General features: G+C 35.4%; 21 protein-coding genes. 6 read left to right on the forward strand and 15 right to left on the reverse strand.

Translation table 11 applies throughout. The features are described from left to right. Positions 1-61: 61 nt before the first annotated feature. A complete protein-coding gene (locus BPMYX0001_RS17180) occupies positions 62-799 on the reverse strand; it encodes a segregation/condensation protein A (protein WP_003199977.1) in 738 nt (245 codons plus the stop codon). Between the two features lie 169 nt (positions 800-968). Between BPMYX0001_RS17180 and BPMYX0001_RS31090 the strand changes: the two genes are divergently transcribed. Both BPMYX0001_RS31090 and BPMYX0001_RS17185 read left to right on the forward strand, forming a co-directional pair. Then, the gene (locus BPMYX0001_RS31090) at positions 969-1,064 is read left to right on the forward strand and encodes a YjcZ family sporulation protein (RefSeq protein ID WP_018766085.1); all 96 of its coding nucleotides are present in this window, start codon (positions 969-971) and stop codon (positions 1,062-1,064) included. Positions 1,065-1,310: 246 nt separating this feature from the next. Then, the gene (locus tag BPMYX0001_RS17185) at positions 1,311-1,829 is read left to right on the forward strand and encodes a DUF309 domain-containing protein (protein ID WP_003199975.1); all 519 of its coding nucleotides are present in this window, start codon (positions 1,311-1,313) and stop codon (positions 1,827-1,829) included. Between the two features lie 20 nt (positions 1,830-1,849). On the opposite strand, the gene BPMYX0001_RS17190 is transcribed toward BPMYX0001_RS17185, so the two are convergent. Then, a complete protein-coding gene (locus BPMYX0001_RS17190) occupies positions 1,850-2,215 on the reverse strand; it encodes a GNAT family N-acetyltransferase (RefSeq protein WP_006095861.1) in 366 nt (121 codons plus the stop codon). Positions 2,216-2,800: 585 nt separating this feature from the next. Then, positions 2,801-3,238, reverse strand: a complete 438-nt coding sequence (locus BPMYX0001_RS17195; protein ID WP_033799083.1) for a peptidylprolyl isomerase — start codon at positions 3,236-3,238, stop codon at positions 2,801-2,803. 187 nt (positions 3,239-3,425) lie between these two features. Between BPMYX0001_RS17195 and BPMYX0001_RS17200 the strand changes: the two genes are divergently transcribed. Beyond that, positions 3,426-4,292 (forward strand): DUF1002 domain-containing protein, encoded by an 867-nt coding sequence (locus tag BPMYX0001_RS17200; RefSeq protein WP_006095863.1) that lies wholly within the window; start codon positions 3,426-3,428, stop codon positions 4,290-4,292. Positions 4,293-4,515: 223 nt separating this feature from the next. On the opposite strand, the gene BPMYX0001_RS17205 is transcribed toward BPMYX0001_RS17200, so the two are convergent. From BPMYX0001_RS17205 to BPMYX0001_RS17260, 12 genes are all read right to left on the reverse strand, one after another. Next, complete coding sequence (locus BPMYX0001_RS17205) at positions 4,516-5,319, reverse strand: Cof-type HAD-IIB family hydrolase (RefSeq protein ID WP_006095864.1); 804 nt, start codon at positions 5,317-5,319, stop codon at positions 4,516-4,518. Positions 5,320-5,416: 97 nt separating this feature from the next. Beyond that, complete coding sequence (locus BPMYX0001_RS17210) at positions 5,417-6,889, reverse strand: spore germination protein (RefSeq protein ID WP_018766088.1); 1,473 nt, start codon at positions 6,887-6,889, stop codon at positions 5,417-5,419. Further along, a complete protein-coding gene (gene spoVAEA, locus BPMYX0001_RS17215) occupies positions 6,867-7,445 on the reverse strand; it encodes a stage V sporulation protein SpoVABEA (RefSeq protein ID WP_026008598.1) in 579 nt (192 codons plus the stop codon). The genes BPMYX0001_RS17210 and spoVAEA overlap by 23 nt, the downstream gene beginning before the upstream one ends. 5 nt (positions 7,446-7,450) lie before the next feature. After that, a complete protein-coding gene (gene spoVAE, locus BPMYX0001_RS17220) occupies positions 7,451-7,801 on the reverse strand; it encodes a stage V sporulation protein AE (RefSeq protein WP_006095866.1) in 351 nt (116 codons plus the stop codon). Positions 7,802-7,804: 3 nt separating this feature from the next. After that, positions 7,805-8,821 carry a stage V sporulation protein AD gene (gene spoVAD, locus BPMYX0001_RS17225; protein ID WP_006095867.1) on the reverse strand — a complete coding sequence of 339 codons (1,017 nt, stop codon included), beginning with the start codon at positions 8,819-8,821 and terminating at the stop codon, positions 7,805-7,807. Positions 8,822-8,833: 12 nt separating this feature from the next. Next, a complete protein-coding gene (gene spoVAC, locus BPMYX0001_RS17230) occupies positions 8,834-9,292 on the reverse strand; it encodes a stage V sporulation protein AC (RefSeq protein WP_006095868.1) in 459 nt (152 codons plus the stop codon). Positions 9,293-9,303: 11 nt separating this feature from the next. Further along, positions 9,304-9,720, reverse strand: coding sequence for a stage V sporulation protein AB (locus BPMYX0001_RS17235; RefSeq protein ID WP_003200010.1), 417 nt, complete (start codon positions 9,718-9,720; stop codon positions 9,304-9,306). Then, positions 9,713-10,333: a stage V sporulation protein AA gene (locus BPMYX0001_RS17240; RefSeq protein ID WP_018766089.1), complete on the reverse strand. Its 621-nt coding sequence runs from the start codon at positions 10,331-10,333 to the stop codon at positions 9,713-9,715. The genes BPMYX0001_RS17235 and BPMYX0001_RS17240 overlap by 8 nt, the downstream gene beginning before the upstream one ends. Before the next feature lie 402 nt (positions 10,334-10,735). Beyond that, on the reverse strand, positions 10,736-11,494 hold the full coding sequence (gene sigF / locus BPMYX0001_RS17245; protein WP_003200028.1) for an RNA polymerase sporulation sigma factor SigF: 759 nt from the start codon (positions 11,492-11,494) through the stop codon (positions 10,736-10,738). Between the two features lie 12 nt (positions 11,495-11,506). Further along, on the reverse strand, positions 11,507-11,947 hold the full coding sequence (gene spoIIAB / locus BPMYX0001_RS17250) for an anti-sigma F factor (protein ID WP_006095871.1): 441 nt from the start codon (positions 11,945-11,947) through the stop codon (positions 11,507-11,509). Continuing rightward, positions 11,948-12,298, reverse strand: a complete 351-nt coding sequence (gene spoIIAA / locus BPMYX0001_RS17255) for an anti-sigma F factor antagonist (protein ID WP_016116162.1) — start codon at positions 12,296-12,298, stop codon at positions 11,948-11,950. A 173-nt stretch (positions 12,299-12,471) separates the two neighbouring features. Next, on the reverse strand, positions 12,472-13,665 hold the full coding sequence (locus BPMYX0001_RS17260; protein WP_033799084.1) for a D-alanyl-D-alanine carboxypeptidase family protein: 1,194 nt from the start codon (positions 13,663-13,665) through the stop codon (positions 12,472-12,474). 165 nt (positions 13,666-13,830) lie between these two features. Here BPMYX0001_RS17260 and BPMYX0001_RS17265 point away from each other — a divergent pair, with 165 nt between their 5' ends. Genes BPMYX0001_RS17265 through BPMYX0001_RS17275 form a run of 3 tightly spaced genes read left to right on the forward strand, consistent with a single transcriptional unit; the run spans position 13,831 to position 16,175 of the window. Then, positions 13,831-14,250 (forward strand): GntR family transcriptional regulator, encoded by a 420-nt coding sequence (locus tag BPMYX0001_RS17265; RefSeq protein ID WP_018766091.1) that lies wholly within the window; start codon positions 13,831-13,833, stop codon positions 14,248-14,250. Beyond that, positions 14,216-15,097, forward strand: a complete 882-nt coding sequence (locus BPMYX0001_RS17270) for an ABC transporter ATP-binding protein (protein ID WP_018766092.1) — start codon at positions 14,216-14,218, stop codon at positions 15,095-15,097. The genes BPMYX0001_RS17265 and BPMYX0001_RS17270 overlap by 35 nt, the downstream gene beginning before the upstream one ends. Continuing rightward, positions 15,087-16,175 (forward strand): ABC-2 transporter permease, encoded by a 1,089-nt coding sequence (locus BPMYX0001_RS17275; protein WP_033799085.1) that lies wholly within the window; start codon positions 15,087-15,089, stop codon positions 16,173-16,175. Before BPMYX0001_RS17270 ends, BPMYX0001_RS17275 begins: the two co-directional genes overlap by 11 nt. The last annotated feature ends 17 nt before the right edge of the window (positions 16,176-16,192 follow it).

A 16,192-nucleotide genomic window follows, 5' to 3' on the forward strand; every position in this document is an offset into this window, starting at 1 on the left:
CGTTTTGACTAATCAAATACTTACTGCTAGTTTTCCTCACAATTTTGAAATGGGAGTTTTACTAAACTTTAGAGCGAGTCAAAAAGATTTCATCAAAATTGTGTTCTTGCTCAATAATAATTTGTTGGTTTTTCATAAGTTCGAGTATGGCTAAAAACGTTACAACCATTACTTCGCGCTCTTCATCAACGAATAAATCATAAAAACTTTGGCGTCCTTCCGCTGTTTCTAATTGCTGTAAAATATCACTCATACGTTGTTCAATCGGTATTTCTTGACGAGCAATTCGCGTTGTTACTGGACGTTTTGATTTTTTACGACGCATAAGTTTTTGAAATGCTGCTAACATATCATACAGTGTTATATCGAGAGGTAAACTTGTCTCCTCTTCTTGCTGAAATGATGTAAAATCGATTGGTGAACGTGTATAAAGTTGTGCTCTTTCTTGTTCTCTCTCTTTTAATTCAGCAGCAACTTGCTTATATTTTTTATATTCAATTAACCGCTCCATCAACTCTTGACGGGGATCATCTATAAAGTCTTCACCATTATCAGGTACATCTTCCTCTTGTTTCGGTAACAGCATTTTACTTTTAATTTGCAATAGCGTTGCAGCCATCACCAAATACTCACTTGCAACATCCAGTTGCAAGTCTTTCATCGTATGAATATAAGATAAATACTGCTCTGTAATTTCCGCTACAGGAATATTATATATATCAATTTCATAGCGATGAATTAAATGTAACAATAGATCTAAAGGCCCTTCAAAAGCCTCTACTTTAAAATTATATTGCACAAAGCATCCCACCACATTTTTTCTATAACAACATAAGTATAGAGCATACTTATGTTCTATCCAACCTTTTTCAGAAATTTAGTTGAAAATAGACACCTGCCCATGCAACAATGCCCACCTCTTCATATGATAAAAGTGTAGTAAGTTCAATGTAGGAGGTAAAAAAACTATGGGCCATATTGATTGTGGTTTTAACGGCGGTTTCGCTTTACTTGTTGTGCTCTTTATCTTATTAATCATTGTAGGCGCGGCTTGCTTCTGCTAATGCAGAATATAATAAACGGCTAGAGATTCTCTAGTCGTTTATTATTTATCCCGTTATTCGCGTGCAGTAAGATCTCACCTTAAAATTCAGCAAAAGTAAAGAAGTGAGGTATGGGGCGGGTTGCCCGTAAAAGCCCGATTGGTGAGGGCTGATAATCAGTGTAGATAAAGAAAACTCCATTGATCACATCATAGTTTCACTTTATGATAAACTGTACGTAAGACCGTTTAGACAGGAGCGAAAAGGATGTATCCTACAGCATACATACAATTTTTAATTCATTTTCATGGAGATTATGATTACTTTGAATGTCACGAAGTACTAGAAGAATATTGGAAATTGAAACCACGAGGAGAGCGAGAAAACTACTGGGTTGGTTTTATTCAAATAGCAGTTGCTTTATACCATCACAGACGCTCAAATTGGAATGGTTCAATGCGAATGATGAAAAGCGCCATTGCTATTTTAAAAAAAGAAAGTATACAAGTACACAGATTAGGTCTTGATTACCCAAAACTTTTAACTATATTACAAAAACAATTACAGTCCATTCAATCAAAAGAACCTTTTGCACCTATATTTTTTCCTTTTTCAGATTCCTCTTTAGAAAACACATGCTTACAATTATGTACAGAAAAAATGATTCCTTGGAAAGATGCTCATTCACTACCTACTGAATACATTATCCATAAACACAAATTGCGTGACAGAAATGATGTAATTGCCGAACGAAACGAGCAACTAAAAAAAAGAAAGCAGAGATGACACAAATTCCATCTCTGCTTTTATGAATGTATATTTTGTTCAATTCCCTTACACTTTTCAAAAAAACTAGCTGTTTGTTCGTTTCCACAAATTGTAATACCTTGAAACTTATTTTTTAATTCTTGTACCATCTTTGTACCAATCCCCATGTGACGATGAGATGGATTCACACTAAGATGTTGAATCTGTAATACATTTTCTTCGTTGATAACTCCAACTATCCCAACAAAATCATCATTTTGTTTCCACAAATATAGTTGCCAACTATCATTTTTATCATATTCTTTCATTGTCAATTGTAAAATTTTAACATCTTTTTCAGTCGGCATAAACGAAAGAAGCCCCATTGCAATCTTTTCATAACTTTTTTTAAAACGAATTAACATAAACCTTATCCCTTCTTACAAAAGTTACAAACCATGTATCCCCTCTACCACTATTGCTATATCATCTCCATTTTACAATATTTTCACTATAGTGAGAAGGGCTGCCAAAACAACTTGATAATCATACAAAGAGAATGTAGGAAAGTCAAATGTATAGTAATAAAAGAAATTCTCTCATTGAGAATTTACTTTTCTCAAGCTAATGAATAAACTCCATCTAACTTTTTAGCTTCTCGCATAACGCATTGAACTACAAAACTTATAAACCACGAATAACGAAATAAAACTTTACTGTATCCTATGTATTTTTACAAAAATAGTTCTATCGCTAACAATTTAGTTAGCTATAATAACTTTATCATTTACTCTCTCTTATCATTTACTGCATATTGCCCACAAATTCCTGTTTATAGATTACAACTTTTCTTAATTTAAATTTTTTCTCCGATTGCCACTACAAATATGGAACAAAGCAAAATTTTATACTTACATGTTTTCAATCTTCTCTTAATATCATATAAAGCTTTTGAATGATGATTATTTAACAGTAAAAAAATAAAAAGAGAGCACTTTGCTCTCTTCAATTTATTCTTCCCAAACTTTAACTTCTTTCATTACATCGCCTTGACGCATGTTTAATACTGTTTCAATACCGCTTGTCGCTTTACCAAATACAGTATGTACACCATCTAAATGTGGTTGTGGCTCATGAACGATGAAGAATTGGCTACCACCTGTATTACGGCCAGCATGTGCCATAGAAAGTGATCCAACTACATGTCTATGCGGATTCCCTTCAGTTTCACATGGAATAGAGTAACCAGGACCGCCTGCACCTGTTCCTGTTGGGTCTCCACCTTGGCTTACGAAACCAGGAATAACGCGGTGGAATGTAACACCATTATAGAACCCTTGATCTGCTAATTTTTTGAAATTTTCAACTGTTTTCGGTGCTTCTTCTGAGAAAAATTCTAATTCAATTTTTTCACCATTCTCCATTAATATGTATCCTAAAGTTTTCATACGTATATGTCTCCTTTCAACTATCTCAGCACTATATTACCATATTCGTGCTCAGAAACAAAAAGAATCCGACAATCTGTATACTTCTTTTTTAAAATCAGCAAGAAGACGGATGACAAATTTTAAAAATATACTATAATTACTGTGTTGCCCGCAAATTTCAGAAAGAGAAAGGGAGCGATTTTTCGTGAAAACGAAACTATTAGCTTTGCTACTAGCTGTTACGGTGTTTATGATCCCAACAGCTTCATTTGCAGACGTGATTGAGGGAGAATCAATCGTTACATTAGGAGAAAATTTATCTGAACAACAAAAACAAGATCTTTTAAAAGAAATGAAAGCGCCAAAAGATGCGCAAATTATTACTGTATCTAATGCGGAAGAACATAAATTTTTAGAGGGTATTGTTCCAAAAGCACAAATTGGTACGAGAGCTATTTCCTCTTCTATAATTACGTATACAAAACCAGGATCAGGTCTTATTGTGCGAGCGAAAAACATTAATTGGGTAACAGATGCAATGTATACAAACGCACTCATCACAGCAGGTGTTAAAGATGCAGAGATCCAAATCACGGCACCATTTAAAGTATCAGGAACAGCTGCTTTAACAGGATTAATGAAGGCTTACGAAACAACATCGAAAAAAGAAATTCCTGAAGAAGTAAAAAAAGTAGCCAACGAAGAAATGGTACAAACAGCGAAACTTGGTGACAAAATTGGTGACGAAAAAGCTGTTCAACTTGTTGCGAAAGTAAAAGAAGAAATTGCTAAAGAACAGCCAAAAACAACAGAAGATTTACGTGCGCTAATTAAAAAAATTGCTGATCAACTTGGTATTACACTAACAGATGAGCAATTAGATAGCTTAGTTTCATTATTTGATAAAATGAAAAATTTAAATATTGACTGGAACCAAGTTGGTAGCCAATTAAATAAAGCGAAAGAACATGTTTCAGCATTTTTAGGATCTGAAGAAGGACAAGGCTTCCTAGATAAAGTAAAAGATTTCTTCTCTAGTATCATTGATTTTATTAAATCATTATTTAAGTAATAAAAAGCTCGTCATTGACGAGCTTTTTATTATATAAATCCAAATTAAAAAACCGACATAAAATCTTTCTTTTTAGGTGGAAGAGAGCATCTGGCCGTGCATAGAAGCGGTCAGATCCTCTTCCTGCCCCATACCAAGTGAAAACAAAGAGAGAAAACGAGTGCATGTCACCTTTTGTTTTTCATAGCAGCTTATATGTGAAAAATCAAAATGAATTTATCTATTATATAAGCAACGGTAATTTCATAATCGCTTCCTCTACAGAACGAACAACATGACATGCCTTTTCCTTCACATATGGATGTGCATGATGAAGAGTAAAAGAATGCGGTGTTACTTCAAACATAGAAATGTCATTAAAAGAATCACCAATACATGCTACTTCATGCGCTTCAATTTTCAAATGCTCCATCAAACGTTTTAAAGCACTTCCTTTACTAACCCCCATTGGCATAATATCTACATATCCTTTTCCAGAAATAAAAATTTCAGCGTGCTCATGAAAAGTGTCTCTTAGCTCTTGATCCAATGTCACAATCTTTTCTGCTTCTCCATACACAAACAACTTTGCAGGATGGATTGTTTTACCAAATTCCTCCTCTAATGTTTCTATTTCAGCAATATGCACACCCATATATTCTTCAAAAACATAATGATGTTCATTTTTCTTTTTCGTATATCTCTGCTCTTTTGCACACACAATATCAGCTAGCCTTTTTTCATGTATATATTGATATATTTCCTGGGCAACTCCATCATTGAATTTCGATTCATGGAATATTTGTCCGTTTGGTAATAGCATCGTAGCACCATTTAATCCTGTCGTGTAATATGGAAATGAGAATTGCCTAACTGCATCATGAATTCGATGCGTAAAACGACCAGAAGCAAAGCAAATATTTGTCCCTTTTTCCGCTAACCAACAAAGTGCTTTTTCATCTTCCTTATGAATATTGCTTACATTATAAAAAAGTGTATCATCTAAATCACTTACAAATAATTTAATCATGCCCTCTTCCCCTTTCATACACAATGTCTACTCTAAGTGTACGAAAAAAATGTTGTGATTTTGTTAAAATACGTTAAATTTCTAATAAAAAATAAGCAGGAAGATTGATTCCTGCTTATTTTTGTCTACGTATATTTTGTGGATGTACAATGCTTGGGCGTACTTTTAAACTAGACATGGCCGGGCGTAATAATATTGTTTTTAATGCCCCCCAGTCAAATGGCAAAAACGGCCATAAATATGGTGTTTGTAAACTTTTGATAGACGTTAAAAATAAAATTAACATCGTCATGCCAATTATAAATCCTATCTCATGGAACAAACCAGTTAAAATAATGACAAATAATTTTCCAAGTTTGTTTCCAAGTCCTAATTCATAACTTGGTGTTGCATATATTCCAATCATTGAAACCGCTGTATATAAAATAACTTCTGGAACAAATAACCCAACGTCAATTGCAATTTGCCCAATTAAAATCGCTGAAATTAATCCGGTAGCTGATGATAAGGGAGTTGGTGTATGAATCGATGCCATTCGCAAAAACTCAAGTCCAATATCGGCCATAATTATTTGTAATATAATAGGGAGATGGGTCATTTTATTTGGTCCAATGAAAGCAAGTTTCTCTGGTAACAACGTTGGATCGAACACAAAAACGAGCCAAAACGGCAATAAAAACACAGAAAATATAATACCTACAAAACGAACCCATCGTAAAAATGTACCCACTGCCGGGTTTTGTCTAAACTCTTCTGCGTGCTGCACATGATGAAAATAAGTTGTTGGTGTAATCATTACACTTGGAGATGTATCAACAATAATTAATACATGCCCTTCTAATAAATGATTTGCCGCTACATCTGGTCTTTCTGTATAACGAATAAGAGGGAAAGGGTTATAACCCTGCTTCACTAAAAATTCTTCAATCGTTTTGTCAGCCATTGTAATTCCATCTACTTCAATACTTTCTAGTTCTTGCTTAATGATTTTTACCAAATCTGGATTCGCAACGTCCTGAACATAGGTAATACAAATATCCGTTTGTGACCGATCCCCAACCCGGATAATTTCGTTTCGAAGGCGCGGATCGCGAATACGCCTTCTTATTAGTCCTGTATTTACAATGATATTTTCTACAAAACCATCTCTTGCCCCGCGCACTACTTTTTCTGTATCTGGTTCTGTTGGTGTTCGTCCTGGATAACTACGAACATCGATTGCAAAGGCCTCTGTTTCACCTTCCACAAAGATAATAACAAGTCCCGATAATACTTGTAGCATTACCTCATCCATCGTTTTTACTTTACTTACTTGTTGATGGATAAGGCGATTTTCTAAAAGCTTAACTGTATCTTCTTCAACATCTCTTATTTCATTTGTATCTACTGCTTCTTCCAAAATGTGAATGAGGTAATTTGTATCACACAATCCATTTACAAATAATACACCGATTTCTTTATCAAGAATTTGAAACTTACGAATCCCGACATCAAATGTGACGCCAAGCCCAACTGTTTGTTTTAAATAATTTTCATTATCACTCAAGAAGGAAGAAATCGGAATATTAACTTTCTTCTGTTTCGTCATAAAACCCACTTCTTTCTAAAATTAATTGAATTGCTTTTTTGGTAATTGGTGATCCTCGCTCCCACTCATCATTTCCACACATTTTCCCTATATCACCAATTCCAACAATTACAGGCACATTTAATGCATCTAAACAATAAATCGTATCCCCATTAATTCTCCCAATTTCACCATCAGGAAGTCCAAATTTATCAACACCGTATTCTGTTAATCTGCCTTCTCGATCTACGCTGACATCTACACGCGCCCACTCCCAATGATGTGTATTAGATGCAACAGCTAAAATGCCAAGAACATCAATTTGTTTATGCATTGCCACATATTTTAACGCTTTTTCACCTGAACCTTCTCCTATAAATCCACTATCATCAAACATGACAAATACAGGGTCATATGGCGTTTGCATAATTAGCTCCACAATCTTTTTCCCTGTCAATTTCGTCGGATTACTTTGCGATGCTGAAATACACCTTCCGCCAAACTCCTTTGTTAACAGCTCAATTGCTCGCTTTGCATATTCATCTCCATCTGTCACCAAAATAACCCTTCGTCTCATTTGATTTATCCTTTCGGTTTACATATAAGTGCTACAAAAAATGCAAATAATATCGATGCTGAAATACCTGAAGAAGTCAAACTAAACATACCAATTCCAATTCCTAAGTAACCATGTTTTTCAGCCGCCTCTAGTGCTCCATGCAAAAGGGAATGTCCAAAGCTCGTTATCGGAACAGTTGCTCCAGCACCTGCAAATTTTATGAGCTTATCATATAGTCCAAAGCTATCTAAAACCGCTCCAATTACTACAAAAGTTGCCATCAAATGTGCAGGAGTTAATTTAGCAAAATCCAATAAAAGCTGTCCTACTACACAGATAGCTCCCCCAACGATGAACGCGTATACAAAATCCACAATTCACACCCCTTTTATCCTTTCAAATACAACGCCGTGTGCAATTGTCGGAATCGTTTCTTTTTGTTGTATCATAATCGGGCTTAACAACGCTCCTGTTGCAACTACAAAAATACGCTGTAAGTTTCCTTTTTTCATTTCTTGTAGTAAATGACCGTATGTTACAACTGCCGAACAGGCACAACCGCTTCCACCTGCAAAAACCTCTTCTTGATCCTTGTTATAAATCATTAATCCGCAGTCATTATATACATTTCCTAAGTCATACCCTTCCTCAAGTAAAAGTTGCTTCGTAATTGGTGCCCCAACACCTGATAAATCCCCTGTAACGATAAGATCATAATCAGCTGCACTTCTCCCTAAATCTTCAAAGTGCTGTTGAATCGTATGGGCAGCAGCAGGTGCCATTGCTGATCCCATATCAAAAGGATCTGTAATTCCTAAATCTTGCACTTTTCCAATGGTTGCAGCCGTTATTTTAATATTGCTCTGTTCTTTACTAATTAAAGCCGTCCCTGCCCCTGTAACAGTTGAAGTTGCTGAACCAGGTCTTTGCCCCCCGTATTCTGTCGGATAACGAAACTGCCGTTCTGCAGTTGCATTATGACTACTAACCGTAGCTATCACACGATTAGCAAAACCTCCATCAATAAAGGCCGATCCAATCGCTAGTGTCTCCATTGATGTTGCACAAGCGCTGAACATTCCTAAAAAAGGAATCCCAAGCTCCCTCGCCACATAATTTGCTGTAACGGTTTGGTTTAATAAATCTCCCGCTAAAAAAAAATCAATTTGCGAAGGCTTTATATCCCCCTTTTGTATGACCTGCTGAATTGAATCATTCATCAATCTTCTTTCAGCAAGCTCCCAATTTTCTTCCTCACAATGCAAATCATCATATGAAATATCAAAACACTTTCCAAGAGGACCTTCCGCTTCTTTTGGACCGACAGCAGTACCTGTTGCATTCACAAATATATTATTTTGAAATACCCATGTTTGCTTCCCTGTCAATCTCATATCTAATCTCCTTTAAGACAACCAAAGTTTAAACGTATATCGAATTAGACCAACAATGTATGCTCCAACAACTCCAAATACAATTACACTTCCAGCAAGCTTAAACATATTTGTAGCAACTCCGAGTACAATTCCCTCACTACGGTGCTCCATTGCCGCACTTGCCATTGAATTTGCAAATCCAGTAACAGGAACTGCTGAACCAGCCCCTCCGAATTGACCGATTTTATCATATACACCAAATCCAGTTAATATGACTGATAATAATACAAGTGTTGCTATCGTAGGATTTCCCGCATTTTGCTCATTAAAGTGAAAATAATACATATAAAATTTCATCAAGCATTCACCTACTGTACAAATCAGTCCACCTACAACAAAAGCTTTTACACAATTCATCACATAATTTGGCTTTGGATGATAATTTTTTACTTTATTTATGTAATCATCTTTTAATTTATTTTGGGCCATCTTGATACCTCCTATCTTGCAAAATAAATCCAATGAAATAAAGAGCCCATTACCTTTCCAAGTACAAGTGCAACGAGTAGAATGACAATTTTCCCATCTACGCCTACTCGTTTTGCTAATATAGGTAAAACATTCAATACCTCTGTCAAAGCCGCAGCAAGCATACCAATAAATGTTCCACAAAATAAGCCAAGTAAAACGAGCCAATACTGAGATGTTTGAAAGGTTATATCTCTTAAACTGCACCATGCTCCGGCCAAAGAACCACCAATTACGGCCCACTCAAAAAATTGAACCCGATGGCCACTCCTTGTTAACTGGGCTAAACGTGGGATTACACCAAGCACAGCTAAAAATGCCACATATCCCCCTCCAACTGCGATCCCACCAGCAAGCCCAATTACTATGACTACTCCATACTCAATCATCTGCGATTTGTTTTGCACTCTCTTTATTTTCATTGATCATGACATATTGATCGAGTGACTGTTGATACTGGAACATTTCCACTTCTAACGGACTTGGCTCTTCATTAATTCGTTTTTGAAACACATGATTAAAAAATAAGACCATCCCTAATCCCAGTCCTAAAGAATACGGAATTTGAAACAGGAGCGGTTTATAGTTGATTTCTCCCGTAATCATGTAATATAAGCGCCAGTGTACTTGCTGCATACTTACATCTTCATGAAAATAAATAATCGCAAGAGCCGCACCGACAAAAAGTAACATCCAAACCAATCCAAAGAAAATGGGGTGTACTTTCTTTTTTTCATAGACGATTTCTACAAGTGTTTGCCCAGGACCAAATAAATTAATTTGTATATGCTGCGTAGTTTGTTGAATCACTTGAATGATTTTCATCGCATCAATTACAACATGTGTTTTATCACGTTTTGTGATTTTATAGACAAGTTGCTTTTTTATTTTTTCTACTAAGCCAGAATCCCCAATTACTTGTGCAATATCTTCAATCTTCACCTCATATGAAGGGGATACTTGCAGACGATTTCGCATTTTGAGATAGATTGTTCGCTCCACTCCATTCACCTCTTTACTATTCCTCGTAGTTGTAGTATGGTTTCTGGAAAATTTTCTAATACAACTTTTTTTATAAAATGGAACTTTGCACGTTGGATTTTTAATGAATAATCACTCGGTGAATAAAGTAACTGTATTTTTTTAGAAGCGTTATTTTCATATTTTGAACTTTCAAGTGAGGTTTATTAAGGTTTCCTTTCCCCTCTATGACAAGTTTATACTTGAATTACATTCCTAATTTACATAATTATCAATAAATTACATAAATACTTCTGGGTGAATGAAATTTCTTGATTTTGGAAAGGATAACAACAGTAACATAAGATGCGATTTTTTCTTCTTCTCAATCTTATTTGAACTATCACTGGTTTCTAGTTCAAAGCAAAAAAATCGAATAGATGGCTATTCATCTATTCGATCTTTCATCTGTTTTAATATTTTCTTTTCAAGCCTTGATACTTGGACTTGTGAAATTCCAATTCGCTCTGCTACTTCTGATTGAGTTTGATCTTTATAATAGCGCAAATATACAATTAAGCGTTCACGCTCATCCAGTTCTCTAATTGCCTCTTTTAAAGCGATTTTATCAAACCATTTCGTTTCTGTTTGATCCGCGATTTGATCTAGTATCGTAATAGGATCTCCATCATTTTCATAAACTGTTTCATGTATGGATGATGGTGTGCGACTCGCTTCTTGCGCAAGAACAACTTCTTCTGGTGTCAACTCAAGCGCTTCTGCTACCTCATTAATCGTTGGAGCTCTTCCATATTCTTTAGAAAGCTCATCTTTCATCTTTCGAATCTTATTTCCAGTCTCCTTTAAAGAACGACTTACTTTCACGGATCCATCATCACGCAAAAATCGCTGTATTTCTCCAATAATCATTGGAACTGCATAGGTTGAGAATTTCACGTCGAATGACAAATCAAATTTGTCTACCGATTTCAAGAGTCCAATACAGCCAATTTGAAATAAATCATCTGGTTCATATCCTCGATTGAGGAAACGTTGCACAACTGACCATACAAGACGCATATTACTTTGGACTATTGTATCTCTTGCTTGTTGGTCTCCATCTTGACTTTTTTGAATTAACGCTTTTAACTCGTGGTCCTTTAACTGAGGTTTCTTCTTCTCATTTCTGACCTCAATGTCCATAGGCAATTCTCCTTAATTGCATAGAGCGTTACTATTTGATAAGTATTTTGTCAAATGGATTGTTGTCCCGAAAGATTCATTTGAAATAACTTCTACTTCATCCATAAAATTTTCCATGATAGTAAATCCCATTCCGGAACGCTCTAATTCAGGTTTAGTTGTAAAAAGAGGTTGCCTTGCCTCATCTAAATTAAAAATGCCAACCCCTTCATCTCGAATCGTGAGTTTCACCATTGCTTCTTCCAAAATCACTGAAATGTAAACAACACCTTCTGCATTCCCTTCATACCCATGAATAATTGCATTTGTGACTGCTTCAGACACAACTGTTTTTATCTCTGTCAATTCCTCCATCGTTGGATCCAATTGTGCAATAAAAGCAGCAACTGTGACGCGAGCGAACGATTCATTTTGACTTAATGCTGAAAATTGAAGGTTCATTTTATTTCTCATTTATGCCACCCCCAATGTCGCGAGCGCATGCGCTTCACTTTCTTCTAAGCGAATGATTTTAAACAGACCTGACATTTCAAATAAACGCTTTACAGGAGGTGAGATTGCACAAACGACCATCTCCCCTCCTAAACCTTTAACATGCTTATATCTGCCTAATATAACACCAAGACCAGAACTGTCCATAAATGTTAGTTTTTCTAAACTTAGTACAATATGATGAACGCGATGCGTCTCAATCATATCCGTTACTTTTGCTCGCAACTCTTCAGCAGTATGATGATCTAATTCACCCGCTAGCCGAACACATAAGACATCACGCTTTACTTCTAAATGCATGGAAAGACTCACACGATTTCCTCCTTATGCTTAAACTTGACTCATTTACATAAGGTTTTCGTGAACATAAAATAAGAATCCTTCCTACTGACAAAAGAAGTACTATTTCGTCATAATGTGAATCTTTCAGCAATTATTCTACCTTTTTCATGCATGAGGGTAAGAAAGTAGTAATACCTTTGCTTCTATTTCGATGTTGAAAACATCCCTAAACTTCTTTTAAATAGTTCCCACCAGCTCGCTGCAGCAACATCTTCTTTCGCTACAATCGTTTGCTTTAATAAAACATTTTTATCTTTTTTTATAACAAGTGTACCGAGTGCATCACCTTTTTTAATTGGTGCTTTTACTTTCTTTTCAGCGATAACTTCCTGTTTTACCTTGTCCATATTCTCGCCTTTTTTCATCAGAAGAGATACGTTATCCGATGAAACTAAATCTACCTTTTCTTTCTTCCCTTTTCCTACTTTTACTGTTTGAATTTTTTCACCACGTTTATACAATTTTTTCGTTGTATATTGTCCAAATGCATAATCAAGGAGCTTTGTTACCTGGTTGTTACGTTCTTTTGATGTTGGCGCTCCCATGACAACAGAAATGACACGCATGCCATTTTTTTCAGCTGATGCTGTTAAACAATATTTTGCTTCTGTTGTAAAACCTGTTTTCACCCCATCCACCCCAGGATAAAAACGAACTAATTTATTCGTATTCACAAGCCAAAACTTTTTCTCTGTATTTTCACGTAAGTAATCTTCATACTTTCCTGTATATTTTCGAATGAGTGGATATTTCATCAACTCTTTCGCCATAATTGACATATCATATGCTGTTGAATAATGGTCTTTCGCTGGAAGACCCGTTGGATTTTGAAAATGTGTATTTTTCAATCCTAAATCCTTTGCTTTTTTATTCATCATGTTTACAAAGCCTTCTTCTGAACCAGCGATATGCTCAGCAACCGCAACAGATGCATCATTTCCCGATGCAATTGCAATCCCTTTTAGCATTTCATTCACTGTCATCTCTTCACCCGGCTCAAGAAAGATTTGTGAACCACCCATTGAAGCTGCATGTTCACTTGCTCTGACTTTATCCTCTAGTTTTAGTTTTCCCTTTTCAACTTGTTCCATGATAAGCAACATTGTCATAATCTTTGTCATACTAGCAGGCGGCAGTTTTTCATTTGGACTTTTCTCAAATAAGACTTTACCTGTATCTTGCTCAATAACAATTGCTGACGATGCTTCCTCCGCTAACTTCGGTGTCTTTTCTACTTCTGTTTTCTCAGACTGCGCTTTCTCAGATTGTGCAAAGCCAACTGAAACACTAGAAAATAGCAACATGAAACAAACAAGTATTCCAAAAACTCGCTTCATGACTAACCCTCCATTCTATATCAAACCTATTTTTTCCAAACAATATGTTTTTATACCATATTTTTCTATAAATTTGTGTTGACAAACAAATCTATCATATATATTGTATTAAGTGTATTACATCTAGTAGTACACTTAAATTTCATCAGGAAGGAGACATTGCTCTTGCACATTCAACTTGATCCAAGAAGCAGCACTCCGATATGGGAACAAATTGTTCAAAGTATAAAAGAACTCGTACTAAAAAGCATGTTAGCACCAAACGATAAACTACCATCTGTACGTGAACTTGCTTCACTTCTTGTCATTAATCCGAATACAGTAAGCAAAGCGTACCAAGAATTAGAACGACAAGGAATTATTGAAACACTGCGAGGAAAAGGTACATTTGTCTCTCAATCGATTACACCGACATGGGATGAAAGGAAAATTGCTATGGTCCAAAAACAATTTCACCAACTATTACTAGAAGCTTCTTATCTTGGAATTACGAAAGAAAAAATTCACGACTGGATAGACTCATACTATAAAGAACTGGGAGGGAATACAGATGCTAAAAGTGACGAACATCAAAAAAACAATTGATAACCAAGTCATTTTAGACAATATTTCTTTCACATTACAAAAAGGAAGTATTGTTGGATTACTCGGAAGGAACGGTGCGGGGAAAACCACTTTACTTCGGACGCTTGTTGGGATTTTAGATCCGGATGACGGAACTGTTACATATGATGATATGGATGTTCATAAACATCCAGAAATTAAGCAGAAGGTAGCTTATGTACCGGATTCTACTAATATATTAAGTGGATATACAGTAAAAGAAATTGCGAAGTTTTATAAGACTGTTTATACAAACTTTAATGAAGAATATTTTTATCAGCTGCTAGGGCGCTTCAATCTACCTGAAAAACGCATTCGTAGCTACTCACGCGGTATGAAAGCACTTCTTGCTATTATTTTAGCTTTTTGTACAGGTGTAGAATACATTATTTTAGATGAACCAACCAATGGACTTGATCCAATTGTAAAAAGACAATTTTTGCAATTTTTAATTGAAGAAGTGGCAGAACGGGAGATTACCATTCTCATTTCTACTCATCATTTAGATGAAGTGGAAAAAATTGCAGACACGGTTATTATTTTAAAAAATCATACGATTGCTTCGATTACAGCGTTAGAAGATACAAAATCTCGCTACGCAAAAATACAAGTTGCCTACGAACGTTCATTGCCGCAAAAACTAGAAAATTTAAATAATATAAAAATATTAAATCAAACAGGAAAAGTATATACCATTTTAATTGAAAGCAATGTAGCAATTACGTTAGAAAAATTCCATAAAGAGCAACCTCTGTTACTAGAAGAATTACAAATGTCACTCGAAGATATATTTGTCACAACATTTGAGGAGGATTCGCATGTTTCATAAAGCTTTATGGATACGACAATGGAAACAGGGGAAATATATTGTTTTATTGTTTTGGTTAATTAGTTTGTATCAGCTACCTTATAAATATTATCAAGCAGCACAAATGGAGATAAACCAATCAAAAATGAAGCTTGATGACTATACGTATTACTACTCCTACTATTTTCAGACATCTGATGGTGCCGTCCTCTTTCAAGGAGCTGCTCTTATTGCACTTGCTTGTCTTTTAATTGGGTGGGAACGTAACAATCAATCAACCGATTTTCTATTCTCGATGCCTTTTAAACGAAAAGATATTTTTTTAACAAAATGGTTGCTTGGCGTTTTGAATATTATTACAGTGCAAATTGTTTGCTGGATTAGCATGTACGGAATAAAAAACATGTCGTTTCACAATGAGTATCAAATCTTTACTCCGTTCCATAGTTACTTTTTATATGCTACGGTTGTACTCATTGCTATTTATACATTCACCTTATTTATCGGAACCATTACTGGACATATTTTCTCGCAAAGTAGCTTAACAGCAATTTTATTATTTTTACCATACGGTTCCGTATTATTAATTTCTGGATTCATTTATACCCATACACAATGGTCTTTAGAGGCAATGGGAGAAATAGAGCGACATACTCATGAGTACTTACAACATGTAGGCATCATTTCACCATTAGAATCTTTTTCAATTACTTTTGATTACCACCCGATAGAAACATTTGATGACCAAGGAAATAAACTTTCTAGTGTCCCACAGGACGATCCAATGGAACATACTTCTATCCCTTCTCCTTGGACACTATTAACGCCATTTACTTACATTATTACCTTGTTACCGATCGCAACTTTTCTGTACACACGTACACCTAACGAACAAAACGGAAAAATACTATTGTTCCCTAAGTTACAAAAGTGGTTCATGCTTTGCACTGTTCTATGCTTCGGACTGCTTGGCGGTAGAATATTAGGAGGACGAGATGCACTCCTTTCTTATTATATTGGATTTTTCCTAGCTGCTATCATTAGTTACTTTGTGTTTACACGTCTATTAAAATTGAAGTTTTCTTTTGGAGGAAAATAAGTATGAATTGAGGTAAA

The organism is Bacillus pseudomycoides DSM 12442, from assembly GCF_000161455.1.
GTDB lineage: Bacteria > Bacillota > Bacilli > Bacillales > Bacillaceae_G > Bacillus_A > Bacillus_A pseudomycoides.